This window comes from Halobacterium sp. R2-5 (assembly GCF_011734195.1).
Lineage (GTDB): Archaea > Halobacteriota > Halobacteria > Halobacteriales > Halobacteriaceae > Halobacterium.
On the sequence record NZ_JAANTH010000001.1, the window covers coordinates 879585 to 903092 of the forward strand.

Annotated in this window: 25 protein-coding genes, 1 tRNA gene and 2 pseudogenes; 14 read left to right on the forward strand and 14 right to left on the reverse strand. The window is 67.2% G+C overall.

Translation table 11 applies throughout. From position 1 onward, the window contains the following. Position 1 precedes the first annotated feature (1 nt). On the forward strand, positions 2–412 hold the full coding sequence (locus G9C83_RS04685; RefSeq protein WP_347877774.1) for a DoxX family membrane protein: 411 nt from the start codon (positions 2–4) through the stop codon (positions 410–412). Positions 413–494: 82 nt separating this feature from the next. After that, a complete protein-coding gene (locus tag G9C83_RS04690; RefSeq protein WP_167244946.1) occupies positions 495–869 on the forward strand; it encodes a CBS domain-containing protein in 375 nt (124 codons plus the stop codon). 18 nt (positions 870–887) lie between these two features. Here G9C83_RS04690 and G9C83_RS04695 read toward each other — a convergent pair whose 3' ends face one another. Beyond that, positions 888–2666 carry an acyl-CoA carboxylase subunit beta gene (locus G9C83_RS04695; RefSeq protein WP_167244947.1) on the reverse strand — a complete coding sequence of 593 codons (1779 nt, stop codon included), beginning with the start codon at positions 2664–2666 and terminating at the stop codon, positions 888–890. Between the two features lie 258 nt (positions 2667–2924). On the opposite strand from G9C83_RS04695, the gene G9C83_RS04700 reads away from it, so the two are divergent. From G9C83_RS04700 to G9C83_RS04710, 3 genes are all read left to right on the forward strand, one after another. Further along, positions 2925–3497 carry a peroxidase-related enzyme gene (locus G9C83_RS04700; protein ID WP_167244948.1) on the forward strand — a complete coding sequence of 191 codons (573 nt, stop codon included), beginning with the start codon at positions 2925–2927 and terminating at the stop codon, positions 3495–3497. 79 nt (positions 3498–3576) lie between these two features. After that, positions 3577–4752, forward strand: a complete 1176-nt coding sequence (locus tag G9C83_RS16235; protein ID WP_167244949.1) for a calcium-binding protein — start codon at positions 3577–3579, stop codon at positions 4750–4752. Beyond that, positions 4749–7196, forward strand: coding sequence for a right-handed parallel beta-helix repeat-containing protein (locus G9C83_RS04710; protein ID WP_167244950.1), 2448 nt, complete (start codon positions 4749–4751; stop codon positions 7194–7196). Before G9C83_RS16235 ends, G9C83_RS04710 begins: the two co-directional genes overlap by 4 nt. A 12-nt stretch (positions 7197–7208) precedes the next feature. Here the strand turns inward: G9C83_RS04710 and G9C83_RS04715 are convergent, their stop codons facing one another. Both G9C83_RS04715 and G9C83_RS04720 read right to left on the reverse strand, forming a co-directional pair. Then, a complete protein-coding gene (locus G9C83_RS04715) occupies positions 7209–7592 on the reverse strand; it encodes a DUF5518 domain-containing protein (RefSeq protein ID WP_167244951.1) in 384 nt (127 codons plus the stop codon). 92 nt (positions 7593–7684) lie between these two features. Continuing rightward, complete coding sequence (locus G9C83_RS04720; RefSeq protein ID WP_167244952.1) at positions 7685–8002, reverse strand: hypothetical protein; 318 nt, start codon at positions 8000–8002, stop codon at positions 7685–7687. Positions 8003–8403: 401 nt separating this feature from the next. On the opposite strand from G9C83_RS04720, the gene G9C83_RS04725 reads away from it, so the two are divergent. The 3 genes from G9C83_RS04725 (at position 8404) to G9C83_RS04735 (ending at position 10324) form a co-directional block, all read left to right on the forward strand. After that, complete coding sequence (locus G9C83_RS04725; RefSeq protein ID WP_167244953.1) at positions 8404–8826, forward strand: type IV pilin; 423 nt, start codon at positions 8404–8406, stop codon at positions 8824–8826. Between the two features lie 252 nt (positions 8827–9078). Next, positions 9079–9438 carry a hypothetical protein gene (locus tag G9C83_RS04730; RefSeq protein ID WP_167244954.1) on the forward strand — a complete coding sequence of 120 codons (360 nt, stop codon included), beginning with the start codon at positions 9079–9081 and terminating at the stop codon, positions 9436–9438. Positions 9439–9502: 64 nt separating this feature from the next. Next, positions 9503–10324, forward strand: a complete 822-nt coding sequence (locus G9C83_RS04735) for an AAC(3) family N-acetyltransferase (protein ID WP_167244955.1) — start codon at positions 9503–9505, stop codon at positions 10322–10324. A gap of 26 nt (positions 10325–10350) precedes the next feature. Here G9C83_RS04735 and G9C83_RS04740 read toward each other — a convergent pair whose 3' ends face one another. The 7 genes and pseudogenes from G9C83_RS04740 to G9C83_RS04770 all read right to left on the reverse strand — a co-directional run bounded on the left by G9C83_RS04740 (position 10351) and on the right by G9C83_RS04770 (position 16719). Further along, entirely contained in the window at positions 10351–10710 is a 360-nt protein-coding gene (locus tag G9C83_RS04740) for a hypothetical protein (protein WP_167244956.1), read from the reverse strand. Positions 10711–10929: 219 nt separating this feature from the next. Next, positions 10930–11694, reverse strand: coding sequence for a plastocyanin/azurin family copper-binding protein (locus G9C83_RS04745; protein WP_167244957.1), 765 nt, complete (start codon positions 11692–11694; stop codon positions 10930–10932). A 24-nt stretch (positions 11695–11718) separates the two neighbouring features. Beyond that, positions 11719–12027 carry a thioredoxin family protein gene (locus G9C83_RS04750; RefSeq protein ID WP_167244958.1) on the reverse strand — a complete coding sequence of 103 codons (309 nt, stop codon included), beginning with the start codon at positions 12025–12027 and terminating at the stop codon, positions 11719–11721. A gap of 133 nt (positions 12028–12160) precedes the next feature. Continuing rightward, positions 12161–12309: pseudogene (locus G9C83_RS16240) on the reverse strand (SHOCT domain-containing protein); the annotation flags it as partial. A 16-nt stretch (positions 12310–12325) separates the two neighbouring features. Further along, on the reverse strand, positions 12326–13738 hold the full coding sequence (locus tag G9C83_RS04760) for a multicopper oxidase family protein (protein WP_167244959.1): 1413 nt from the start codon (positions 13736–13738) through the stop codon (positions 12326–12328). Next, on the reverse strand, positions 13728–14876 hold the full coding sequence (locus G9C83_RS04765; protein ID WP_167244960.1) for an MBL fold metallo-hydrolase: 1149 nt from the start codon (positions 14874–14876) through the stop codon (positions 13728–13730). Before G9C83_RS04765 ends, G9C83_RS04760 begins: the two co-directional genes overlap by 11 nt. A 61-nt stretch (positions 14877–14937) precedes the next feature. Beyond that, complete coding sequence (locus G9C83_RS04770) at positions 14938–16719, reverse strand: 5'-nucleotidase C-terminal domain-containing protein (protein WP_167244961.1); 1782 nt, start codon at positions 16717–16719, stop codon at positions 14938–14940. 283 nt (positions 16720–17002) lie between these two features. On the opposite strand from G9C83_RS04770, the gene G9C83_RS04775 reads away from it, so the two are divergent. Then, the gene (locus tag G9C83_RS04775) at positions 17003–17788 is read left to right on the forward strand and encodes a sulfite exporter TauE/SafE family protein (RefSeq protein ID WP_167244962.1); all 786 of its coding nucleotides are present in this window, start codon (positions 17003–17005) and stop codon (positions 17786–17788) included. Between the two features lie 10 nt (positions 17789–17798). Here the strand turns inward: G9C83_RS04775 and G9C83_RS16245 are convergent. Further along, positions 17799–17993, reverse strand: a pseudogene (locus G9C83_RS16245) (hypothetical protein); the annotation flags it as partial. A gap of 405 nt (positions 17994–18398) precedes the next feature. Here G9C83_RS16245 and G9C83_RS04785 point away from each other — a divergent pair. Both G9C83_RS04785 and G9C83_RS04790 read left to right on the forward strand, forming a co-directional pair. Continuing rightward, on the forward strand, positions 18399–18845 hold the full coding sequence (locus tag G9C83_RS04785; RefSeq protein ID WP_167244963.1) for a type IV pilin: 447 nt from the start codon (positions 18399–18401) through the stop codon (positions 18843–18845). Positions 18846–18914: 69 nt separating this feature from the next. Then, positions 18915–19358, forward strand: a complete 444-nt coding sequence (locus tag G9C83_RS04790) for a hypothetical protein (protein WP_167244964.1) — start codon at positions 18915–18917, stop codon at positions 19356–19358. Between the two features lie 173 nt (positions 19359–19531). Here G9C83_RS04790 and G9C83_RS04795 read toward each other — a convergent pair. Continuing rightward, positions 19532–19606 (reverse strand) — tRNA-Arg (locus tag G9C83_RS04795). 107 nt (positions 19607–19713) lie between these two features. On the opposite strand from G9C83_RS04795, the gene G9C83_RS04800 reads away from it, so the two are divergent. The 3 genes from G9C83_RS04800 (at position 19714) to G9C83_RS04810 (ending at position 21763) form a co-directional block, all read left to right on the forward strand. After that, on the forward strand, positions 19714–20553 hold the full coding sequence (locus G9C83_RS04800) for a geranylgeranylglycerol-phosphate geranylgeranyltransferase (RefSeq protein ID WP_167244965.1): 840 nt from the start codon (positions 19714–19716) through the stop codon (positions 20551–20553). 120 nt (positions 20554–20673) lie between these two features. After that, positions 20674–21321 (forward strand): ATPase domain-containing protein, encoded by a 648-nt coding sequence (locus G9C83_RS04805; protein WP_167244966.1) that lies wholly within the window; start codon positions 20674–20676, stop codon positions 21319–21321. 31 nt (positions 21322–21352) lie between these two features. Then, complete coding sequence (locus G9C83_RS04810) at positions 21353–21763, forward strand: CoA-binding protein (RefSeq protein WP_167244967.1); 411 nt, start codon at positions 21353–21355, stop codon at positions 21761–21763. 6 nt (positions 21764–21769) lie between these two features. Here G9C83_RS04810 and G9C83_RS04815 read toward each other — a convergent pair whose 3' ends face one another. Beyond that, positions 21770–22429 (reverse strand): AIM24 family protein, encoded by a 660-nt coding sequence (locus tag G9C83_RS04815; RefSeq protein ID WP_167244968.1) that lies wholly within the window; start codon positions 22427–22429, stop codon positions 21770–21772. A gap of 84 nt (positions 22430–22513) precedes the next feature. Continuing rightward, positions 22514–23494, reverse strand: coding sequence for a PLP-dependent cysteine synthase family protein (locus tag G9C83_RS04820; protein ID WP_167244969.1), 981 nt, complete (start codon positions 23492–23494; stop codon positions 22514–22516). Between the last annotated feature and the right edge of the window lie 14 nt (positions 23495–23508).

The following is a 23508-nucleotide window of genomic DNA, read 5'->3' on the forward strand; positions in this document are numbered from 1 at the left end:
CGTGCCCGCCAGCGACCGCGCGCGGCGACTCGCCGCTCGCTCGCCGGACCCGGGGACGCTCGCGCGCTGGGGGCTCGGCGCCATGTTGCTCGCGGCGGGCGTCCACAAGCTCCTCGACCCCGGCGCGTGGGCGGTGTACGTCACCGACTGGCTGGCGCCGTGGCTCGTCGTCTCCCCGGTCGCGTTCATGCTCGCGAACGGCGTGCTCGAAGTCTGGTTCGCCGCGCTGCTGCTCGCGGACCGCTACACCGCGTTCGCGGCGCTGGTCGCCGCCGTCTCGCTGCTGGCGACTATCGGCTACCTCGCCGTCGTCTGGGCGACGACGGGACGGTTTGGAGACGTCCTCGCGCGCGACATCGGGCTCGCGGGGCTCGCGCTGGCCGTGCTCGTCGACGCGCTGCGGCGCGAGTGAGCAGGCGCGCGCCGACCGCGGGCCGCGCGCAGGGGGGCTCGGAGGGGGAACTATCTTGGTCGCGGGGTTCGTGGCGTGTGATATGTCTTCTTCCGACAGGCTGACAGTCGAGGACGTGATGTCCACGCCGCTGGAGACGATTAGCGCCGACGCGACGGTGATGGAGGCGGCCCAGCGCATGCGCGCGGAGGACATCAGCGCGCTCGTCGTGACGACGACGCCGCGCGCGATCGTCAGCAGCACGGACGTCCTCGACGCCGTCGCGGAGGGCGAGGACGTCGCCGAACTGCGAGTACGGGACGTGATGACGACCGACGTCGAGACCGCGGCGCCGGACCTCTACATGGAGGAGGTCGCCGCGATGATGACCACGTACGGCATCAAACACCTCCCGGTCGTCGACGACGACTACGTCGGGATGATTTCCTCGACGGACGTCACCGCGCACCTGTCGTAGCCGGTGGACTGCGGGCGGTCAGAGAATCGTGCCGTGTTTCTTCGACGGCCGGTCCTTCTCGACGTCCTCGTAGAAGTCGAAGCGCGCCGCGAGCTCCGCGCGCAGGTCGGACGGCGGGACGATTTCGTCGATGACCGTCTCGCTCGCCATCCGGTGGACGTCGATGTCGCGGCGGTACTCCTCGCGGAGTTCCTGTTCGCGCTGCGCGCGTTCCTCGGGGTCGTCGATGGCGTCGAGCTTGTTCGCGTAGACGGCGTTGATGGCTGCTTCCGGCCCCATGATGCCGATCTCGCCGGAGGGGAGCGCGATGGTGGACTCGGGGTCGTAGGCCGGCCCGGACATGGCGTAGATGCCGGCGCCGTAGGCCTTCCGCACGACCACGGACTGCTTCGGGACGGTGGCCTCGCTGGTGGCGTAGATCATCTTCTTGCCCTTCTCCAGGATGGCGTCTTTCTCCACTTGCGAGCCCGCCATGAAGCCGGGCGTGTCACAGAGGTACAGCAGGGGGATGTTGTACGCGTCGGACTTCCAGACGAACTCCGCGGCCTTCTCGGCGGCGTCCGGGAAGATTGCGCCCGCGCGCTCGGTCGGCTGGTTCGCGACGATACCCACAGTGCGGCCGTCGATGCGCGCGTACCCCGTGAGAATCTCCGGGCCGAACTCCGGCTTCAGTTCGAAGAACGAGCCCGCGTCCACGACGCGCTCGATGAGGTCGCGCATGTCGTACGCGCGGTTCGGCGACTCCGGAATCAGACCGTCGATGCCCTCGGTCGGTTTCGCGGGCGGCTTCGCGGGCTGGTTCGGCGGTTTCTCGTCGCTGTTGTCCGGGAGGTACTGAACCAGGTTCGCGACGAGTTCGCGGGCGTGCTCCTCGTCGCGCGCGACGAGGTCCGCGCTCCCGGACTCGCGGGCGTGGACGTCCGGGCCGCCGAGGTCCTGCATCTCGATCTCCTCGCCGGTGACCATCTTCACCATCCGGGGGCTCGCGATGGCCATCGCGGACATCCCCTCGACCATCACGGTGAAGTCCGCGAATACGGGCGTGTACGCGGCGCCCGCGATGCAGGGTCCGTACAGCACGCAAATCTGGGGGACGCGCCCGGAGAGCCGCGAGTGGTTGAAGTAGTACTTCCCGATGCCCTCGCGGTTCGCGAAGAACCCGGACTGCTGGTCGATGCGGCCCCCGGAGGAGTCCATCAGGTACAGCACCGGCTTGCCGGTCTTGAGCGCGCGCTCCTGCATCCGGAGGAACTTCTCGACGCCGCGCTCGGCCATCGACCCGGCCTTCACGGTGAAGTCGTTCGCCATGAAGTGGACGTCCCGTCCCTCGAAGTCCGCCGCGCCCGTGATGAGGCCGTCTGCGGGCAGGCGGTTGTCCGGGTCGGCCTCGTCGACGTCCGGGCTGTCGGGGTGCCAGGAGTCGAAGTTCGCGAACTTCCCGTCCTCGAACAGGAGGTCGCCGGCGCCGTCCCCGCCATCCTCCCCGAACCAGAGGTCGAGGCGGTCGCGGACGAACAGCTTGTCCTGCTCGCTCAACCGCTCCTTGTACTTCTCGGGGCCGCCTTCGAGGATGTCCGCGATCTCCTCGCGGAGCTTCTCCTCGCGCTCGGTCGGACCGAGGTCGCGGTCGGACTCACGGTCCTCGTCCGTGGAGGGCTCGGGCGCTTCGTGGACGGCTGCGGGCTCGTCGTCGTCACCGAGGTACACTTCCACCTCGTCGGCGACGTGCTCGGCGAGCGCGGCGGCGACCGCCTGCGCCTCCTCGTCGGTCGCGCCGGCACCGATTCGTACCTTCATGGTCTTTCGTGAGTCGCAGTGCGACAAACCGTTTTCCGTTGCGAGCCGCGACGGCCACAAGAATTACGCCGCCTCTCCGCGGACAGATGTCACATGGGCCCCGTGGAACTCCTGCTCGCGCTGCTACTCGCGGTCGTGTTCGCGGCGTTCGCGTACCTCCTCCCGGGCATCGTCGACACGCTGCACTCGTAGCGTCTCCGACGAGGAGGGTGCGAGCGACCCCGCACACCTATTGTTCCGGCCGTCGCGTGCGTACGCATGAGCGAGGACGCGATGCGACGGTTCCCCGTCCCGGACGCCGACGACCTCCCCGAGGACCTCCGCGAGCGAATCGCCGAGGAGACCGAGCGCGCCGGCTTCACGCCGAACGTCTTCGAGGCGTACGCGTACAAGCCCAGCCACTTCCGGGCGTTCTTCGCGTTCCACGACGCGCTCGTCGAGGACACGGCGCTCGCCCGCGAGGAGGTCGAGATGATCACGGTCGCCGTCAGCGGCGCCAACGACTGCCTCTACTGCGTGGTCGCGCACGGCGCGCTCTGCCGCGTCTACGCGGAGGCGCCGAAGCTCGCCGACCAGCTCGCCACCAACCACCGCAGCGCGGACGTCTCCGAGGAGCACCGCGCGATGCTGGACTTCGCCGTGAAGCTCACCGAATCCCCCGAAGCAGTCGGCGACGAGGACGTCCAGGCGCTCCGGGACGCCGGCTTCTCACAGGAGGAGATCTGGGACGTCGCCTCGGTCGCGGCGTTCTTCAACCTCTCGAACCGGATGGCGGTCGTCGCGGACATGCGCCCGAACGACGAGTTCTACGGGATGGGGCGCGGGGAGTGACCTCGGAGCCGGCGGTTGGTAGGATACGCCTACCGCGCGTACCCGTATCTTCAAGTGCGTTACCGCGCGAGAGAGGGACGTGTCTCGGTTATCGACAGCGCTGGCCGTCGCGGTCGCCCTCGTCGCCGTCGCCGCGGCGGCGAGCCCGGTGACCGCGTTCGCGGCCGGCGGCGCCGACGCCGCGACCGTCGAGTCCGGCGTCCTCTCCGTCGACGTGACGGGCGCGGGCGCCGCGACCGAGGTCGACGGCGTCTACTACGTCTGGGCGGACGAGACGGCGACGGTCCGCGTGACCGTCGGCGACTACCTGGACGACTCCGACACCTACTACGCGGACTACGACGTGCGACTGACCCGGAACCGCGACGCCGACTACAGCCAGCCCCGCGAGAACTCGATGGACGTGACGACCGTGACGCTCGGCGAACTGGAGACCACGGACGCCGAGCTCACGCTCGACCCCGACGAGCACGACCTCGACAGGCGGGGATACACGCTGTACGCGAGCATGTACAGCCAGCAGGCCGGCGACGACCCTCGCCGCGACGACCAGGCAATCCCCATCAGGGTCATCGCCAAGGGCGGCGACCTCGACGCGGACGGGCTCTCGAACGCCAACGAGCTCTCGCTGGGCACCGACTTCCGGGACGCGGACACGGACGGCGACGAACTCGAGGACGGCTACGAGGTCCACCAGTTCGGCACGGACCCCCTCGACCCCGACACCGACGACGACGGCGTCCGGGACGACGAGGAGGTCCGCGCGGGCACGAACTACGCGGACCGCGACACGGACGCCGACAGCCTCGACGACCTGTCGGAGATCGCCGGGAACACGTCCGCGACCAAGGCGGACGCCGACCTCGACGGCCTGCCGGACGCGCTCGAACTCGAACTCGGGACCGACCCGAACGACCGCGACACTGACGGCGACGGGCTCACCGACCTGACCGAGTACCGCGACACGGGGACCGACCCGCTCGACGCGGACACCGACGGCGACGGCCTCGAAGACGGCATCGAGCTGCGGCGGTACGGCACCGACCCGACCGCGAGAGACACCGACGCCGACGGCGTCCCGGACGGCGAGGAAGTGCTGCGCGGCACCGACCCGACGTCGCCGAACACTGACGACGCCACCGAGCGCGTCGACGGCGCCGGCGGCCTCGGTGACGCCGCGCTCGCGGACGGCACCGGCGCGCTCGACTGGACGCTGCACTACCCGACCGCGCACCTCCTGCGCGCGCTCACATGACGCTCCGACAGCTGTTCGTCGGCGCGCTCGTCGTACTCGCGGCCGTCGCCGTCGTCGGCGCGGTCGGACCGACGGCCGCGGACTCGCCGACGTACGTCGAGAGCGACGTGACCGAGGACACGACGTGGACGGCCGACGACGGCCCGTACTTCGTCGGCGACGACCTGACGGTGGCCGCGGACGCGACGCTCACCGTCGAGCCCGGCACCCGAGTCAACGTCGGCGAAGAAGTCACGATTACCGTCGAGGGGAGCCTGCTCGCAGCCGGCACGGCGTCCGACCCGATTCAGTTCACGACCGCCGACCCCGCCTCCGACGCGGGCACGTGGGAGACTATCGAGTACGCTGGCGACGGCGACTCCACGCTCCGCCTGGCGCACGCGCTCGTCGAACACGGCGCGACTGCTGTCACGGTGACCTCGAGCGAGGGGTCCGTCGAACTGCGCGACACGACTGTCCGCGAGCACGTTCGGGACGGCGTCTCCGTCCGCACGCGCGAGGGGGCACCGTCGATTCGCATCACGGACTCGCGGTTCACCGACGTCGGGCGCGCGGGCCTCGCGTTCGCCGTCCCCGAGACGGACCCGTACGTCGACGCGGTCCGGCGCGTGCGCGTCGCGAGAACGACGTTCTCGAACACCGGCGCGAACGGCGTGCTCGTGCGCGCCCGCGAGATCTCGGACGTCACCCTGACCGACGTCACGGTCGCGGGGGCTTCCGGTACCGGCGTCGAGTTCGCGACGGAGGCGACGGACGCCCGCCCGAGGTCGACGAGCGGCCACGTCGCCGAGGACGTGACGCTCCGCGGCGTCGCCGTCGAGAACCCGGGCGGCGACGGCGTCGCGTTCCGCGGCGGCGCCCTCGACGACGTGGAAGTCCTCGGCGGCGAAGTCCGGAGCGCTGGCGGACACGGCGTCCACGTCGACGGCGCGACCGACGCCGACCGCGTTCGCTTCGCGGGGAACACCGTCGTCGACTCACAATCCGGGCTCGCCCTCTCGCTCCGGCGGACGACCGGCGGCATCCAGCACGTCGCGCTCGCCGTCGAGAACAACGAGTTCGCGCGCAACGACGGCCACGGCGTCGACGCGTCCGCGGAGTACGTCTTCGTGGACGCCTTCGACGTCCGGAACAACACGCTCGCCGGCAACGGCGACGGCGGCTTCGCGTTCTCCACCCAGCAGGTCGACAACACGGTGCTCGCGGACAACGTCGTCCGCACGAACGGCGGCCCCGGCGTCGAGGTCTCGGCGGTCCGCGTGCGCGGCGTGACTGCGCTCCGGAACCGCCTCGTCGGGAACGCCGAGGACGGGGTCTCCGTCCGCGCGAGCGACCTCCTCGGCGGCGTGAACGTCGGCCGCAACGACGTCTTCGACAACGACGGTTTCGGCATCGCTGTCGAGGGGAGCCGCGCGGCGAGCAAGTCGACGCTCCACAACAACACAATCGCGGGGAACGGCGACGGCGTGCGCGTCGCGGGTCCGACGCCGACGCGGCTGACGAACAACTCCGTCGTGTTGAACACCGCCGACCGCGAGCGTACCGGCGGCGGCGCGGCGACCGCGACCGCGGTCCTCGTCGAGAACGCGCCGAACGTCGAACTCGCGTACAACGACGTCTACGGCCACCTCGTCGGCCTGCGGAGCGACATCGGCAGCGACGCGACGGTCCTCGCCGAGAACAACTACTGGGGCGCGGAGTCCGGGCCGTACCACGAGACGCTCAACCCCGACGGCGGGGGCGACGCCGTTCTCACAGACAGCGGGAAAGCCGACCCCGTCCCGTTCGCCAGTGAGCCGTTCGGTCCACGCTACGAGCGCCCGACCGCGGTGCTCGACGCGAACGAGACGGCCGTCCGGCCCGGCGAGCCGGTCCGTTTCTCCGGCCAGCAGTCCACGGACGACGGTGGAATTGCGAGCTACTCCTTCACCGTCGCCGGCGAAGAGCACAGAACGGGAGCGACTCACGTCGCGGCCTTCGAGGAACCCGGGACGTACGAAGTCACGCTCGCTGTCGAAGACGAGATGGGCGTCCGGAGCCTCAACGACGCGGCCGTGAACGTCACCGTGCAGGAGACAGAGCAGACGACGGCAGCCACGACGACCGCCGACGGAGCGGAGCCGACGACGGTCGCGACGACCGAGCCCGCGGGTCAGAGCGGGGACAGCTCGCTGCTCGAGAGCCTGTTCTCGCTCTGGGGCGGCCTCGGCGGCCTGTTCTACGCGCTCGCGCTCGCGCTCGGCGGCTACGGCACGTGGCTCTCCGTCGGCGGCCGCGAGCCGCCCATGAGCGGGCTGACGATTCACGCGCTGGCGGGGATCGGCGTGGCGACGTGGGCCGTCGCGGGTTTCCTCGGTGACGGCGCGCTGCTCACGTTCGCCGGCGGCGGCGCCGTCGCGTGGGGGAGCGCGACCGCAGCTATCGCCGCCGTCGCCGCGAGGTAGGGCTCGTCGGCGCTACCACTCGGTCCGCACAGAGGCACCGAGGTAGCCGCCGAGCGCACCCAGCCCGAGCGTGTACAGGGCGACGAAGAACACCACGACGAGTCCGAGCACGCCGATGGCTGCCGGTGTGCCGCCGAACCCGAGGAGGAACAGCAGGAAGAACAGCACCAGCGTCACCGGAATGAACATGACGAATCCCGCGATGGCGCCGGCCCGGGCTCCCTCTCTGGGAGTTCCGTTCGTGAGATAGCCGGCGACGCCGCCGCCGAGTACGGTCGCGAACGGGACGAACGAGAGGAACGCGCCGACGAGCCCGCCGAGGACGCCGCTGACTACCGCGCTGAACTCCCGGTCTGTCGCCGACGCGTCGGTCGGCGTGGAGGGGTCGGGGACCACGTCCAGACACACCGAGCGTCGACCGAAGAGCGTTTTGGTCAGCCGGGTAGCCGGAGCCGGTGGTGGTCCCGCGCTGGAGTCGGTGTTTGCGGTTACGACACGTCGGCCTGGATGTCGACGACCGTCCGCGCGGTCTCGAAGATGTCGTCGGCCGCGAGGAACTCCTCGACCGTGTCGAACTCCGCGGGCTCGGTCGGAATCTGGAGTTCGAGCGTCTCGTCGTCGAGTCCGCCCGTGACGCGCGCCAGCGACTGCGTTCCGCCAGCCTGTACGTGGACCACGGCGTTCACCGTGTCGTCGTCGACCTGTACGTGACGGAGTTCTAGCGGGCCGTCCATCCCGCCCTCCTCGTAGTGTAACACCGCGGGCACCGCGTCCATCTGCACCAGCTTCGTTCCGAGCGTGACCATACTGGACGGCGGTCGTACGCCCGGAAAAGCGGTGCGGCTCCCACCCACGCTCCGGTGCACGCCCGGCAGCTTCCCGGCCAGCTTCGCGTGCGGCCGATTCTCACTCCCGGGATTCGGGTAGGCTCGTCCTACTGTTTCGAGGAAACGCCGGGCGTGAGACCGAGCGAACACTTTCCGAGTGGGCGCCGAGAGCCACTCGGTCCGGCGAAACTCCGGGGTAGAACTCGATGCTCCGGCGTCGGTTTTCTTCACGGGTCGCGACTGACGCCGCGGCCGCCTTCACACATCGAACACCCGATAGAAGCCTGTAACGTACGTAACAGCATGCCACAGAGTGTTTATTACAACCGGTCCCCATTTGTTGGTAAGCGCAGCCTACCGAGGCGAGCGCGTGAGCATTCATGAAGGAAATCAGTTTCGAGATCCCCGACCGCGACGAGCGCGGGGTGTCGCCGGTCATCGGCGTCATCCTGATGGTAGCGATCACAGTCATCCTGGCCGCCGTCATCGCGAGCTTCGTGCTCGGGTTCGGTGACAGCGTCAGCGAGAACGTCCAGGCCGGCGCGGACATCAGCCAGACCAACGACGGCAACGCCAGCGTCACCTGGATCAGTGAGGGGAACGCAGAGAGTCTGAACGTCTCTGTTAGCGACGACTCTGTCACGCTCGACCCATCCCCTGGAAACTTGAGTAACGTCGGCGACTCCGTTAGAGTCCAGAACGCGACCGAGACCGACGTGACGGTCACGGTAACCGCAATCGGCAGCGGCGGTTCCCGTACGGTCGTCGCGCAGGAAGAAGTCACCGTCGGCACGGGCAGCTAAACCCCGACGCTCTCTTTCGCGACTTCGCTACGCCGATCAGCGCCGAGTGGAGCGACCGCCCCCAGCGCACCGCGGATCGCTGCTGGCGTGGGAACCTACTGACCTCTCCGGAGCCGTGCCCCCACGGCTGCACCCCGTTACTCGACGCCGAACGACGGACCTGCTGGACGTTGCCGTGGCCCTAACCCGGGAATCTATGAGCGATTCGACAAGCGGGGACTAACAATGCGGGTACCGCCGGAACCGTTCGGTATGGCACTCGTCGACTCGATCGTCGTCTTCGTCGTCAGCCTGCTCGTCGGCGCGCTCGGGATATACGTCGGCGCGCGCGTCATCACCGGATACGACGACTACACGTACGCTATCGTGACCGCGCTTCTGGGGGCGATAATCTGGGGGGTGTTCGGGTTCCTCTTCGGGTGGATTCCGCTCGTCGGTCCGATACTGGTGTTGGTCGCGTACATCGCGCTCATCAACTACCGGTACCCCGGTGGCTGGATGCGCGCCATCCTCATCGCGCTGGTGGCGTGGGTGGCGACGTTCGCCGTCCTGTACGTGCTCGCCGTCGCCGGCATCAGCAACTTCGAGGCCGTCGGCGTCCCCGGAATGTGACGCTGGCACCGACTTCGCCGCGCAGGCGACGAGTTACAGTACTCGGGCGAGGAGGGAGGCCTGTATGAACGACACCGTCCGTCCGGTCCGCGAGCTCCGACGGTGGCGGACCGTCGCCCGGGAAGAGTACACGCGCATGCTGAAAGACCGCGTCAGGGACACGTCCGCCTCCGGCTTCCCGTTCGCGGAGCTCCGGGCGATTCTGGACGACTACGTGGAGAGCGAGATCTTCGTCCACGTCGGCCTGAGCGACGTGAACGCCGCCTTCGGCGGGCGGTCGTACGGGCGGCTGTACGACGAGCTCACGGACCAGTTCGAGAGCGTGCTGGTCCCTGGGTTCACGCCGAGCTTCCGGAATTCGGGCGTCTACCACAAGCAGTTCTCCCGGCCGCAGGTCGGGATGTTCCCCGTCCTGTTCATGGACGACGCCGACTACCGCACGGACGACGCTCTCCACTCGATTCAGGTCGCGGGGGACTACCGCTTCGAGGACTGCAACCACCACGACTCGTTCGGCCCCGACGGCTGTTACGCCAAGATCGACGAGGACAACGTCCTCATCGCGAACATCGGCACGGACCGCCTCGTCTCCACGCAGTACCACTACGTCTCCCTGCAGGCCGACACGCCGTATCACACCGACGAAACCCACTCCGGAGCGATCTACTACGACGAGACCGACCACCGCCGGATCGCCCAGAAGAACGACGCGTTCAGGGGCGTCTACAAGTGGAACCGGTGGAAGATGGAGGACTACCTCGAAGAACAGGGGGTCCTCGAACGGCGCGACCGGAACGGCCTGAAGCTGTCCTTCTTCAGGGCCGGCGACATGCGGGACGCGCTGGAACCGAAAATCGAGCGCGACCCGTACTACATGGTCACCTGAACGCGGGGCGACCGTCGCGAGCAGACTCACTCGGGACTCGGCGTCGATTCGAAGGAGGAGAGTCGGTCGGGCGCGTCGGCGGCCTCGTCGAGCGCGACGACGTTCCGGTCCCGGTCGTAGGCGACGACGTCCGCCTCGGCGAGCCTGGGCACGTGGACGTTCGACAGCGCCAGGAACACGCAGAGCTCGTCGGTTTGGCGAGCCTGGGCGAGCGTCCCGTCGTGCTCGCGGCGAGCGACTTCGGTCGCGAGGTCGGACAGCGGCAGCGAGCCGTGCTCCCGCAGGCAGGCGAGGACGCGCCGGCGGCGCTCGTGGGCGAGGAGGTCCCGGAGGGAGTCGTGGACCCGCGAGCCCGCGGCTTCGCAGTCTGTCTCTCGGTTACTCACACCTCCTCTTCGAGCGACCGCGGGAAACGGGACCTGCCTTCCCAGCAAAGCTCGTTAAATAGGGTGGCGGGCAGGAGGTGTCGCTCGACCTCGTCGTCGGTTTCGGTCACGTCGCGGTCGACGACGGCCTCGCAGCCCGCGAACGTGACCGCTGACGTCCGCGACGGGGGTCACGATTCGGTGCCGAGTCGAAGTCCGGCGAGTTCACCGTGTACGCCCTCACCGAGATGCGTCTTCTCTCTCAGTCTCCAGCCGTTCACGACGCTTCTGGAACTCTTCTTCGTCGAGCTCGCCTCGTGCGTACCGGCGTCGGAGGGTTTCCATCGCGGAATCGTCACGCCGGGACGGCGTGTCACCTCGGCCCAGTGCCCAGTAGAGGAGTCCGCCGGCCAGCCCAAGCATTCCGAGCGCCCCGCCGACGAACGGCAGCCCACCGAACCATCCACCGTTCCGGCCGTTCATCATCCCCGGGCCAGACCCCATCCCCGGACCCATCATTCCGTCGTCGGAGTACCCGTCACCGTCGGTGCTAGATCCATACGCTATCGCGCCCTGTTCGACGATCGCGTCGCTCTCGGGCACGTCACCGTCCGGAATCGGGCTCTCTTCGGCTGGGCCGCCAGGGCTACCGACGACGATGCGGCCGACCATCCCGACTGACTCGTGCGGGATGCAGTAGTAGTCGTACGTGCCCGGTTCTTCGAACGTGTACTCGAAGGTTCCCGACGAGATGGTCCCACTGTCGAACGCGCTGGCGTCGGACGGGATCCGGTTCTCGTAGGCCGTTGCCGAGTGTGCACCGGCCGCTATCTCGAAGCGGACGGTCGTGCCGGGTTCGACGCGGAGGCCGATCGGGTCGAAGTAGTTGTTGCCCATCTTCACGACGGGAGTCTCCTGTGCGCTCGCTGGCTGAGAGAGACCCGTGCTGGCGACTGCGCCGGCACCGAGCACTCCCAGGTACTGACGTCGGCTGTAGTTCGTCATGTGAGTTGCATCGGTCGCTGGTTCTTATCCACGCACGACGTCGACGAGGCGCTGGGCGAATCCAGCCGACTGCCGGGTCGCGCTCTCGATAGCCGACTCCAAGTCGTCCCGGTCGACGATGCCGATGAATTCGGCGGTCTGTTCACCGTTCGCGTAGACGAGTGTCGTCGGCGTCTTCCGGACGCCGTACTCCTCGGCCGTTTCCACGTCTCTCTGGATGTCGACCTCTCGAAACTCGACGTCGGGGTACTCGTCCTCGATGCCGTCGTTTTTCTCCCGCTGCGTCGCGCACGCTCCGCACGTCTCTTGGGTGAAGAGGATGACTTCGGTCACGTAGTACACTACGGTATTGGGACTTAACCACATTACCGTTCAGAATCGTAAGCTGAGAGGGACCCATTCCTTCGATTCGAAGCCACGCTCACACAGGCGGGGGGAGTACGCACCCTGGTGCGTACTCGTTGCTCTACTCCGACCGTTCGAGTCGCTCGCGGCTGGACTCGAACTCTTCGTCAGTGAGATTACCACGAGCGTATGCCGTGCGGAATTCCTCCATCGCGGGGCCCGGGACATCTGCGTTTCGCCCATGCGCCGGAAGACGAGGTAGCCACCGCCGAGGCGGCCAACCTGCTCACTCGACGTATTCCACGACGCGCGCCATCCCCGCGTCGAGATGGTACAGATTGTGACAGTGGAACAACCACCGACCGGGGTTGTCCGCGTGGAAGTCGATCGTCACCTGCCCTCGATGTCCGGGGACGATGACCGTGTCCTTGATCGCGTCGCCGACCTGGAAGAAGTGGCCGTGAAGGTGCATCGGGTGGACGACCGGGCTCTGATTGGTCATCCGAATTCGGACGTGTTCGTCGGGCCGAATCTGGAGCGGGTCGGCGTCCGGGTAGGCCTGCCCGTCTATCGTCCACGTGTACGACCGGCTCCTGCCGCGTGAGAGCGTCAGGTCGAACGTGCGATCCGGCTCTCCACTCACTCCGTCGAGCGAGGAGACCGCCTGCAAGTCCCCGTACTGCAGCCGGTTACTGGCCGACGACGGGCGCTGTGGGCTCCCCCCGCTAGCTGACTCGTACTCGACGATGGCCGTAGCTGGTGGTTCGCTTCCATCGAGCGCATCCGCTCGAACGGCCCACGTGCCCGGGTTCGTCGCCTCGATCACTGCGTCGTAGCGCTCGCCGGACCCGAAGACGAACGAGTCCACGTCGACGGGTTCGACAGGCCGGCCATCGGCGTGAGTCACCGTCATTTCGTGGCCTGCGATTCGTACACCGAAGACTGTCGCGCTGCCGGCGTTCACGAACCGGAGGCGCACCCGCTCTCCCTCTGTCACTTCGAACCTCGGTGGGTCCTCTGGAAGCCGACCGTTGATCAGGAGCCCCTCGTACGGCGGGCGAGTGTCTCCCATCATCCCGCCGCCCCCGCCCATTCCGCCGTCCGAAGGAAGCTCCGGCTCTTCGGGGAGGTAGTCGTCGACGACGACGACGTACTCGCGGTCGTACTCGACGTGTGGGTCGGGCTCTTCGACGATCAGCGGGCCGAGCAACCCCCGGTCGAGCTGGAGCCCAACGTGACTGTGGTAGAAGTACGTCCCCGCGGGTTCGGCACGGAACGTGTACGTGAACGTATCGCCAGGCGCGACCGGGTCCTGCGTCACGTTCGGCACCCCGTCGACCGGGTTCGCGACGGGGACACCGTGCCAGTGAATCGTCGTCCCCGCCTGGAGGCCGTTGGTCAGTTCGACGCTGAGCACGTCACCCTCCTGGACGCGTAGCTCCGGCCCGGGGAATTCGCCCTCGTACAGCCAGTTGGTCGTCGACGTCTCGGGGGCTGGCCGAACGGTTCCGGGCGACGAAGTGAGGCTGACGGACGTATCTGGCTCGGCCGTCACTGTCGAGCGCGGCGGCACCGCCTCTCCCTCACTATCGTCGGTGCCCGGTAGCTGACCGGCACAGCCCGCGAGCGCGCCGAGAGCGGTCGCTCCCGTCAACTGGAGGAGGCCGCGACGGGAGAGCGCGTGTTCTCTACGCGGCACAGTTGTTCGGTCCCAGTTCGAGTTCAGTCGCCTCGTTCTCGTCGTCGACGGTGTCTCTGCCGGTGTTGATGGCGATGACTGACTCGTAGTTCGGGGGTTTCTCCGGGACGTCCTCGGTCAATCGCTCGACGAACGCGCCGCGGTCCAGCCCGAGGAAGCCGAGGTCTTCGCGGAGGTCCCCGAGTCGGGCCTCGAGGGGGTCGCCCGGCGTGCCGTTCTCGTAGCGGCCGTCGCTCGTGACGGTGAGGTGGCCCGGCAGAATCGTCGTGTCGTCTGGGAGGTCGAGGATGGTGTCGTGCAGCGAGTCGTACAGCAGTTCCGCGCCACGGGAGGCGTCGTCTTCGCCGAACTGGAGCTCCGTCCGTCCGACGGAGTCGACGAACAGCGTATCGCCCGTCAACAGGACCTCTCCGTCGACGAGGTAGTTCATCATCTCCGAGGTGTGTCCGGGCGCGTGCATCGCTTCGATCTCGACGTCGCCGACTTCGACGACGTCTCCATCCGATAGCGGGTCGTATTCGTACTCGACGCCGCGCTCGCTGGCCGCGTCGCCGAGGTGGTAGGGTACGCCGACCTCGTCGGCGAGCGCCGGGCTGCCTGAGATGTGGTCGGCGTGGACGTGCGTATCGAGCACACGCGAAATGGAGAGTCCAGCGTTCTGGGCGGCGACTTTGAACTGGTCGGTCTGTCGGGTCGCATCGACCACGACGGCCTCTTCTGCTCGTTCCGAGCCGACGACGTAGCCGAGACAGCCCTTCGCTCGGCGCTGGACCTGCCGGACGACGAGGTCCTCGCTGGCCGTCTCGATGGGGACGACCTCGTAGAGTTTGCTCCACTCCTCCATGCCGCCAGTGACGACCGAGACGTCGTCGTAGCCGTGGTCGTCGAGGTCGAACGCGAACGGCGTCGACGTCAACCCCTTCCCGCAGATAGCGACGACCGGCTGGCCGTCGATCAGTGCGTTCACCTCGTTCAGCCGATCTTCGCTCAGCCCCTCGTCAGGGTCGTACGGAACGTTCTCCGCATCGCGTACGTGCCAGGCCTCGAAGCTGTCTTCGGGGCGTACGTCGATGAGCGTGAACTGTTCGTCGGCGTCGATTCTCTCCGCGAGTTGTTCCGCAGTGATGTTCGTGACCATCGTATCTCTCTTGTATCGTGTCGGGTGTGCCGTCAGTCGGACTTATCGCGTGCGTCGCCGCCTAGCGCGTTCGATTACGCCCCTCTTCGGGGAAAACGTTCCCGCGCGGAACCATGGCTGTCTCGCAGTACGCCTCGCCGTCAGCGTAGTCGACGCCGGGCTGGACGAACGGGTACGGCCCGTCTGCGGGCGTGTTCTGGGCTCGGCCGCCGTCGTCTGCGGTCTCGACCAGCCCCATCACCTCGTAGTCGACGGGCGAGTGGTCCGCGAGGTACTCGGCGATGACGTCGACCGGTATCGTCCCGTCGTCGACCTCGACGTCCTGGAACGGGAACCCGCAGTTGCCGAGGTCGCGTTCGGGGTCGCCGGGCCGGCGGAACGTCGCCACCGAGTACGTCTCTTCCGGGTCGACCGGCTCGCCGTCGACCTGCATCTCGACGAGGCGGCGGCCGCGCTGGGCCGTCGGGTCGACAGTCACCTCGACGTTCGAGGAGAAGTTCCGGACGCGACCGTCCTCCTGGTCGTAGGGGTACGGCGAGAAGTTGTCCTGAAGGAACGCCTCCATGTGGTTCGTGAGTTGCTGGCCGAAGGCGACACCGCGGGCGACGGGCGTCGTCATCGGGAAGAACGTGTACAGCTCGCCGAGTGTGATGTCACCCGGCGGGATGGCAGTCCCGTACCGGAACCCGTGCGAGACGGCGAGGTCGGTGTCGAAGTGAGCGCGGAGCGCGTCGTTGAACAGCGTGTTCCACGCGCTCTCGAGGAAGGACTGCCGGTAGAGCGGGTGCTCCGTCTGGCCGACGACCGTATCCAGCGGACGGTCGACCGTGCCCGCCCCTCGCTCGAACCCCGGGTCGTCCTCGAAGAAGGGCGCACGCACCGATTCGACTGTCTCCGCCGCGTCGGCGTCCGGTTCCGGCGTGTGTTCGCCGCCCTCGGTCAGACAGTAGAGGTGGTGTCGGAACTGTAGCTCGCCGTCCCGAACGCGCAGGTCCACGCGGCCGAGCGCCTCGCCCATGCCGGACTCGACGACGACCGTCTCGGTCTCCTCGACGACGATCGGGTCGTAGGTGTACTCGTGGGTGTGCGCGCTGAACACCACGTCCACGCTCGCAGAGTCCTTGGCCGCCTGGACCATCCACGGGAGGCCGATCTCGGTGACCGCGACCACGACGTCCGCGCCGTCCTCGCGAGCGGCCCGTGCGGACTCCTCGAGGAGTGCGGGGTGCTTGCCGAAGCGGTACTTCCCTTCGGAGAACGCGGGCGCCATCCGGTCGACGTAGACGTTCGTCATGCCGACGACGCCCACGGAGAGGCCACCGACGTCGAGGAGCCGGTAGGCGTCGTACAACCGCTCCTCGGTCTCCCAGTCGTAGAGGTTGTTCGCGAGGACGGGCGCGTCGAGCGCGTCCATCAGTGCCACGAAGTTACCGTCCTCGGCGGCTTCGTTCGAGTAGTCCCAGTTCCCGGGGACGTAGACGTCGGGCGCGAGGTGTTCGTTGATGGGGTCGAGCATCGCTCGCCCGTCGGTGTAGGTGGTCACGGCGGAGCCGTGGAACGTGTCGCCGCTCATGAGCGTACAGACGTCGTGGTGCTCGCGGAGTTCGCCGAGTTTGGCTGCGAGCAGGGGTATCCCGCCGCCGCGCTCGACGACGCGGTCGTCGTCTCCGAAGTCGAAGTCGGGCTTCGACGTCGGATTGTCGTAGTAGACCTGGGAGCGCGGCGTCAGCTGTCCGTGGAGGTCACTGACGTGGGCGAAGACCGCGTCGGGGGGACCCGTACCGTCACTGGCAGGGTCGCCACCGAGGGACGTCCACTCGCCGAGTGCCTTGGTATCGTTCATCGTGGCGGGAGTGTAGATACGCGCTCCTCCTGTTCATGGGTTGTGGCTAGTGTCGGGAATACCGCAAAAGACCGTCTACGTGCCCCGTCTCGCAGAAAACCGGGCGCCACGGCCGAGACACACGCTCCCGGTGGCACACAGACACGCGCTCGGCCCGAGCGAGACCGTGGTATCTGGCCGAGGACGCTCCCTGTCGGTTCCCGGCTGCAAGTACGCTTAGGTGGGAAGCCGTGGTACTCGCTAGCGAGATGCACCGACTGACTCGTTCGCGGAGGCGGTCTCGATGACGGGCGACTGGGTGACGACGGGGTTGTCTGCGGTCGTCATCCTCGTCGCGGCCGCCGTTCACGGCATCGCCGGGTTCGGCTTCGCGCAGGTGTCGATGGGCATAATGCCGCTGTTCCGGTCGCCCTCGAGCGCGTCGATCATCTTCACGGTGACGGCGGTGGTGGCCAACGGCCGCGTCTGGTGGAGCGTCCGCGACGCCTTCGACTGGGAGAAGTGGATCGTCCCCGTCGCCGGCCTCGTCGTCGGGATGCCGCTCGGCATCGTCGTGTTCAGTCGGTTCGACGAGACGCAGATGCGTGTCGCCATCGGGGGCGTCCTCGTGTTGGCCGTCATCATCGTCGGCGCGACCCAGCAACTCGATACCGTCACGGACTGGATCAAGGAGAAGGACTACCGGCCGGGGAAAGTAATCGGCGCGACGGCCGGGCTTTTCGCGGGGATCTTCGGCGGTGCCGTCGCTGTTCCCGGTCCGCCGATGATCGTCTACGGCGCGTTCATGTCGGCCAGCGGGTTCTGGACCGACGAGGAGATGAAGGCCACGTTCACCGCCTTCTTCGGGACGCTCATGCTCTACCGCCTCGGGAGTCTCACCTACACGGGAGACGTGACGACGCCACTGATGATCGAGTCTGTCGTCGCCGTTCCGATGGTGTTCGTCGGCTCCTGGATCGGCGTGTACATCTTCGACAACATCCCCAAGCGCATCTTCCAGTGGCTCGTGCTGGCGCTACTGTCCGTGAACGCGTTCGTCCTCCTGTACACGGCGGTGCCGGAACTCTAACCGCGTTCAGCTACCGCTGGACGAGGGTTCCAGTCTCTCTCTCCCGCGACGCTGATCGTAGCTGAAGAGGCATCGCAACGGTGCTGATACACGAATGTCGCTCGGATAGAGACGTCCGCCCCTGGCGCTCCCGGTACAGGCGGCCACGCTTCTCGAGACCGCTCACCGTCTGACTGACCTCGGTCTTCGAGACGTCCGAGCTATCGACTACTCGCGCCAGTACGTGAATCGACGCGTCCGGGCACTCGCGGACCACGACCTCGTCGAGACCACTGACGACGGCCTCTACCAAATCACAGGACGCGGCCGCGACTAGCTCTCTGGCGAACTCGGCGAAGGCGACACGTCTCGCTGAGTCTGCGACCGACCGGAAAGCTTTCCCAGTCTGGTCGTGGAGTTGAATTTACCTCGGTGAGAGTCCGAGGTGAGTCAGCATCTCGAAGCTGATTTCCTTCACGGGCCGCGGTGCCCCCCGCGGCTTTTCGAAGCGTCAGACGAACGGCTTGCTCCTGTTAGAAGTTCTATTAGACGCCACAGAGGTTTTATTACACCCCAATCTCATTCGTGGATAAGCGCTGGCACATAGTGTCATGCGTGTGTGACGAGAACAATGGAAATCAGCTTCGACATCCCTGACCGAGACGAGCGTGGGGTCTCGCCGGTTATCGGCGTTATCCTGATGGTAGCGATTACAGTCATCCTGGCGGCCGTCATCGCGAGCTTCGTGCTCGGATTCGGTGACAGCGTCAGCGAGAACGTCCAGGCCGGCGCAGATATTAGCGAGAAGGATGATGGTACAGTGGGTGTGACTTGGATTAGTGAGGGGAACGCCGATCACCTGAATGTGTCTGTATCGGATACTACGGACGTTGAATTCTCGAATGGTGATGATGCTTCTGACCCCGACGTTGAACTTCAAAATGTTGGTGACACAGCATCCGTTATCGACAGTTCTGACAGCGATGGCGACCACACAGTGACGGTGACTGTAACGGCCGTTGGTAGCCAGGGTTCACGGACTGTCGTTACACAGGAAGAAGTGACTGTGCGGGACTAGTTAACGCTAATTCCCTTCCTGCTTTCTTCCTTGGGCTAAGTAACGGATGCGCGTCGTCCGACGCACAGCATGGCAGACCCAGACGCATTCAGCCTCCACACGAAGGGAGGCCTCGACCTGCAAGACCTCATCGTCGCACCGCTTTTCAGCCTCGCCGCTGTCGTCGTCACCGGCATTGGCACGTTCACGCTCTTCGGCCACAGCCTCGACCAGACGCTTTGGTCGGGTTTTGGCGTCACGATCAGCGTGGCGTTCATTATTGCCCTCCTCGTGGGGTCGTGGTCGAGCCGGGGACCCGTCACAGTCGAATTCGTACCTGCAGAAGGGGCAGTGCGTGAGTGTGTCGAAGCGCTCGCTCCGCGAGTAAGTCCGGACGCGGAGCTTCACGCCGACCACACAGAAGTTTGGCGCAGAGAATCGCGTGACGGCGCGGGTCGGCAACGGGTTTCCCGTTTGTATCAAGATTCGAGCCCCGAATCCGAATTTGCGATCACAGCGTTTCCGGCAAGGTAAGCGCCGCTAAGGGGTGTTTTGGTGTGTCACCGAATCAAGGGGTTAGGAAGTGGGCGCTGCAGGATCGTGAACCTCCGAAAGACGGTCGCCTCGCTCCGCTCGGCGCTGCGACTCTCGTGGTTCAAATCCTTCGGCCCAGATTTAGCTCGTCACCACAACTCCTCGCAAAATCATGGGCGCTGCAGGATTTGAACCCGCGGCATCTTGGTCCGAAGCCAAGTGCTCTGTCCAAGCTGAGCTAAGCGCCCGGCACGCAAACGTAGACGGAGGCCGGTTTTAAACCCCGTGATTCGGGGCGGGCGCGGGTTCGGCGGTATCGCCTCCTTTATCGGGAGTGGTCCGCGTAAGCGAGGGCATGGGCGTGGCGGCTACAGTACGAGGGTTAGTGGAGCTCACGCGGCCGGTGAACACGGTCGCGGCGGGCGCGTTGACGTTCATCGGGGCGTTCGTCGCGGGCGGGGCGTTCGCGCAGCCGGCGGCGACGGCGGCCGCGGTGGGGGCGACGTGGTTCGCGACGGCGGCGGGGATGGCGATCAACGACTACTTCGACCGGGACATCGACCGCATCAACAACCCGGAGCGCGCGATTCCGCGCGGCGCGGTGTCCGAGCGGGGAGCGCTGGCGTTCAGTGTCGCGCTGTTCGCGGGTGCAGTCGTGCTGGCGGTGCTGTTGCCGCCGCTGGCGCTCGGCATCGCGACGGTGAACCTCCTCGGGCTGGTGACGTACACGAAGTACTTCAAGGGGCTGCCGGGCGCGGGGAACGCGCTTGTGGCCTACCTCGTCGGGAGCACGTTCCTGTTCGGCGCGGCGGCCGTGGGCGACCCGCTGGCTGGCGGCGTGCTCGCCGTGCTGGCGGCGCTGTCGACGTTCACGCGTGAAATCATCAAGGACGTCGAGGACGTCGCAGGCGACCGCGAGGAGGGCTTGCGGACGCTCCCCATCGTCATCGGGGAGCGCCGCGCGCTCGTCCTCGGGACGGTCCTCCTCGTAATCGCGGTCGTCGCGAGCCCGGTGCCGTACCTCGCGGGGACGTTCGGCGTCTGGTACCTCGTGGTGGTGGTGCCCGCAGACGCCATCATGCTGGCGGCGGCGTACCGGAGCTTCGACGACCCGGAGGCGGGTCAACAACTACTCAAGACGGGGACGTTCGTCGCGGCAGCCGCGTTCGTTGTCGGACGGCTCGCGGGGGCGTGACACCGATAATCAAAAGGAATATAAGCGAATCAGCATATCTTTCGGGCAGATGAGAACGGGGGAGCACGACTCGTCGGCACGCCACCCCCCGGTTGCTGTTGGAACGCGAGGGGGGGCGTGATGTACGAGCTTGGCGCGGCCTTCTCGGACGTAGACGTCGACCCGGGGACGAACATCCTCGTGGAGGGACCGCCGATGAGCGGCAAGCGGGACCTCGCGATCGACATCCTAGCCGCGGGTGCGCGCGAGGGAGAGGGGTCCATCGTCGTCTCGACGAAGGACAGCGCGGAGCGGGTCGCGGAGGACTTCTCCGAGCACGTGGGGGACACGGAGCCGCTGCTGGGGATCGTGGACTGCGTCACGAAACAGCAGGGGATGGGGACGGCGACGGAGTCCGAACTCGTCCGGTACGCGTCCTCGCCCGTGGACCTGACCGGTATCGGTATCGAGCTCTCGGAGCTGTTGCGCGCGCTCTACCAGCAGCGCGGCGTCACCCGCAACCGCATCCTCCTGCACTCGCTGTCGACGCTTTTGATGTACTCGGACCTCCAGACGGTGTTCCGGTTCCTGCACGTGTTCACGGGGCGCGTGCAGAGCGCGGACGCGCTCGGCGTGTTCGTCGCCGACTCCAGCGCGCACGACGAGCAGACGGTGAGCACCCTCAAGCAGCTGTTCGACGGTATCGTCACGATTCGCGAGCGCGAGGACGGCGGGTTCGAGGCGCGGCTCGTCGGCCTCGGCGACGGCACCGACTGGCGGGACCTGTAGCTTTTTCGCCGTGGCAGCCGAAACCACGGGTATGCCCGTCGAATCCGACGAGGAACTCGCGGAGATTCTGGACTACGAGCGCGTCGCGGTCGTCGGCTGCTCGTCGACGCAGGGGAAGGCCGCCCACGACATCCCCCAGTACTTGCTCGACCACGGCTACGACGTGATCCCCGTGAACCCGTACGCCGACGAGATATTCGGCCGCGAGGTCTACGACTCCTTATCCGACGTCGAGGAGGACGTCGAGCTCGTGGACGTGTTCCGGCCGAGCGAGGAGGTCGCGGGAATCGTCGACGAGGCGATCGAGCGCGACGACGTCCGGGCAGTGTGGATGCAGCTCGGCATCGAGAACGACGACGCCGCTGCGCGCGCCGAGGAGGCGGGGCTGCGCGTCGTTCAGGACAAGTGCATGAAGGTCGAACACGGCCGACTGAAGGCCTGAACGGCGTTACGTCTGACCGCCTTCCTCGTGGGGCTGGAGGACGACGAACCCCTCGTCGGCGGTGAACTCCATCTGGACGGACTCGCCGGACGTCTGGCCGATCTCGAACGCCTTGTTCACGGAGAACGACGGCGAGAGGCCGTCGCTCCACGCGACCGTCGCGTCCGGGTCGGTCGTCACGGGCGGCGACACGACCAGCGGGTCGCCGTGGGTCGTGACGGCGACTTCTCCGGGGCCGGTGAGGTAGACGTTCGTCAGGCCGCCCGCGGCGGCGCCGGAGAGGCTGCCGATGGTGCTGATCTCGTAGTCGACGTTCGAGTCGAACGCCAGCACGTCGCTGCCGTTGACGGAGATGGACTCGCCGTCGTCGAGTTCGAGCACCTGGACTTTCTTGCTGCGGTCGGCGACGTAGAGGTAGCCGGTCCCTTCGGCGGCCATGACCGGCGTCCCCTCGCTGGTGACGGCCTCTTTCACGAAGCCGGTGAGCCCGCCTTCCGCGGTGGACTTCCCGGTGAACGTCAGTTCGCCGGTGTAGGCGATCATCGAGCCGGCGCGCACCATCACGGTGCCGTCGACCGGGATGCCGAGCAGGCGGTTGTTCTCCTTCTGGAAACCGTCGCTGTCGGGGGCCGATTCGGCGGCCTGGGGGAGCGTCGAGAGGTCCATGAGGGCGTCCGCCGGGTTCTCGGCCGCCCGAGTTATACGCTTCGCCGACTCACGCCCCCTGCGAACGCCGGCCGGCCTCGCCGCTCAGCCCTCCCACTCCTCGTAGCTGCCGTAGACGCCCTTCGAGAGGTATCGCTCGCTGGAGTCCGGGAACACGGTCACGACGCAGTCGTACGGCAACTCGAGTTCGCCGGCCGCGGCGCGCTCCGCGACGTCGAGGGCCGCCAGCGAGTTCGCGGCGGAGCTGGACGCGACGAGGTGGCCTTCCTCGCTGGCGAGGCGCTGCATCTCGGCGTGGGTGTCCTCGTCGGGAATCTGGACGACGTCGTCGACGAACTCGGGGTCGAACAGCTCGTTCGTCGACGGGTCGTGCGTGCCGATGCCCTCGGTCTTGTACTCGGCCTCCTCGGCGTCCTCGCCCTGCGTGGTCGCGTACAGCGACCCCTCGGGTTCGACGGCCGTCACGTGCAACTCGGAGACGTGTTCACGGAGATACCGGCCCGTGCCCATGAGCGTGCCGGCGGTGCCACAGCCCGCGACGAGCGCGCCGACCTCGCCGTCGAGGGCCTCGTGAATCTCGGGGCCCGTGGTCTCGTAGTGGGCTTCTGCGTTCAGTGGGTTCGAGAACTGCTGGGGGACGACCGCGTCGTCCAGTTCCTCGGCGAGCTCGTGCGCGCGGTCGATGGCGCCGCCCATCCCGTCCTCGGTGGGCGTGTTGATGACGTCCGCACCGAGCGCGCGCATCAACTGCTGTTTCTCGACGCTGAAGCGCTCGGGGACGACGAACACCGCGTCCACGCCGAGCTGGCCGGCGGCGACCGCGAACCCGATGCCGGTGTTGCCCGCCGTCGGCTCCACGACGGTGCCGCCCTCCGGGAGCTCACCGGAGTCGAGCATCGCTTCGAGCATGTGCTTCCCGATGCGGTCTTTCACGCTCGCGCCCGGGTTGAACGACTCCAGTTTCGCGTACACCGGGACGTCCTCGGGGGACGCGTGGACGCGCACGAGCGGGGTCTCGCCGACAGTCTCCAGCACGGAGTCCAGCGGCCGCCGGTGGGTGGTCATCTGGCCGGAAATTC

Bases quoted from the DNA above. Each gene is read 5' to 3' on its own strand.
- G9C83_RS04690 (WP_167244946.1), top strand. From the start codon at position 495: ATGTCTTCTTCCGACAGGCTGACAGTCGAGGACGTGATGTCCACGCCG.
- G9C83_RS04695 (WP_167244947.1), bottom strand. From the start codon at position 2,666: ATGAAGGTACGAATCGGTGCCGGCGCGACCGACGAGGAGGCGCAGGCG.
- G9C83_RS04700 (WP_167244948.1), top strand. From the start codon at position 2,925: ATGAGCGAGGACGCGATGCGACGGTTCCCCGTCCCGGACGCCGACGAC.
- G9C83_RS04710 (WP_167244950.1), top strand. From the start codon at position 4,749: ATGACGCTCCGACAGCTGTTCGTCGGCGCGCTCGTCGTACTCGCGGCC.
- G9C83_RS04720 (WP_167244952.1), bottom strand. From the start codon at position 8,002: ATGGTCACGCTCGGAACGAAGCTGGTGCAGATGGACGCGGTGCCCGCG.
- G9C83_RS04725 (WP_167244953.1), top strand. From the start codon at position 8,404: ATGAAGGAAATCAGTTTCGAGATCCCCGACCGCGACGAGCGCGGGGTG.
- G9C83_RS04730 (WP_167244954.1), top strand. From the start codon at position 9,079: ATGGCACTCGTCGACTCGATCGTCGTCTTCGTCGTCAGCCTGCTCGTC.
- G9C83_RS04735 (WP_167244955.1), top strand. From the start codon at position 9,503: ATGAACGACACCGTCCGTCCGGTCCGCGAGCTCCGACGGTGGCGGACC.
- G9C83_RS04745 (WP_167244957.1), bottom strand. From the start codon at position 11,694: ATGACGAACTACAGCCGACGTCAGTACCTGGGAGTGCTCGGTGCCGGC.
- G9C83_RS04765 (WP_167244960.1), bottom strand. From the start codon at position 14,876: ATGGTCACGAACATCACTGCGGAACAACTCGCGGAGAGAATCGACGCC.
- G9C83_RS04770 (WP_167244961.1), bottom strand. From the start codon at position 16,719: ATGAACGATACCAAGGCACTCGGCGAGTGGACGTCCCTCGGTGGCGAC.
- G9C83_RS04775 (WP_167244962.1), top strand. From the start codon at position 17,003: ATGACGGGCGACTGGGTGACGACGGGGTTGTCTGCGGTCGTCATCCTC.
- G9C83_RS04785 (WP_167244963.1), top strand. From the start codon at position 18,399: ATGGAAATCAGCTTCGACATCCCTGACCGAGACGAGCGTGGGGTCTCG.
- G9C83_RS04790 (WP_167244964.1), top strand. From the start codon at position 18,915: ATGGCAGACCCAGACGCATTCAGCCTCCACACGAAGGGAGGCCTCGAC.
- G9C83_RS04800 (WP_167244965.1), top strand. From the start codon at position 19,714: ATGGGCGTGGCGGCTACAGTACGAGGGTTAGTGGAGCTCACGCGGCCG.
- G9C83_RS04805 (WP_167244966.1), top strand. From the start codon at position 20,674: ATGTACGAGCTTGGCGCGGCCTTCTCGGACGTAGACGTCGACCCGGGG.
- G9C83_RS04810 (WP_167244967.1), top strand. From the start codon at position 21,353: ATGCCCGTCGAATCCGACGAGGAACTCGCGGAGATTCTGGACTACGAG.
- G9C83_RS04815 (WP_167244968.1), bottom strand. From the start codon at position 22,429: ATGGACCTCTCGACGCTCCCCCAGGCCGCCGAATCGGCCCCCGACAGC.
- G9C83_RS04820 (WP_167244969.1), bottom strand. From the start codon at position 23,494: ATGACCACCCACCGGCGGCCGCTGGACTCCGTGCTGGAGACTGTCGGC.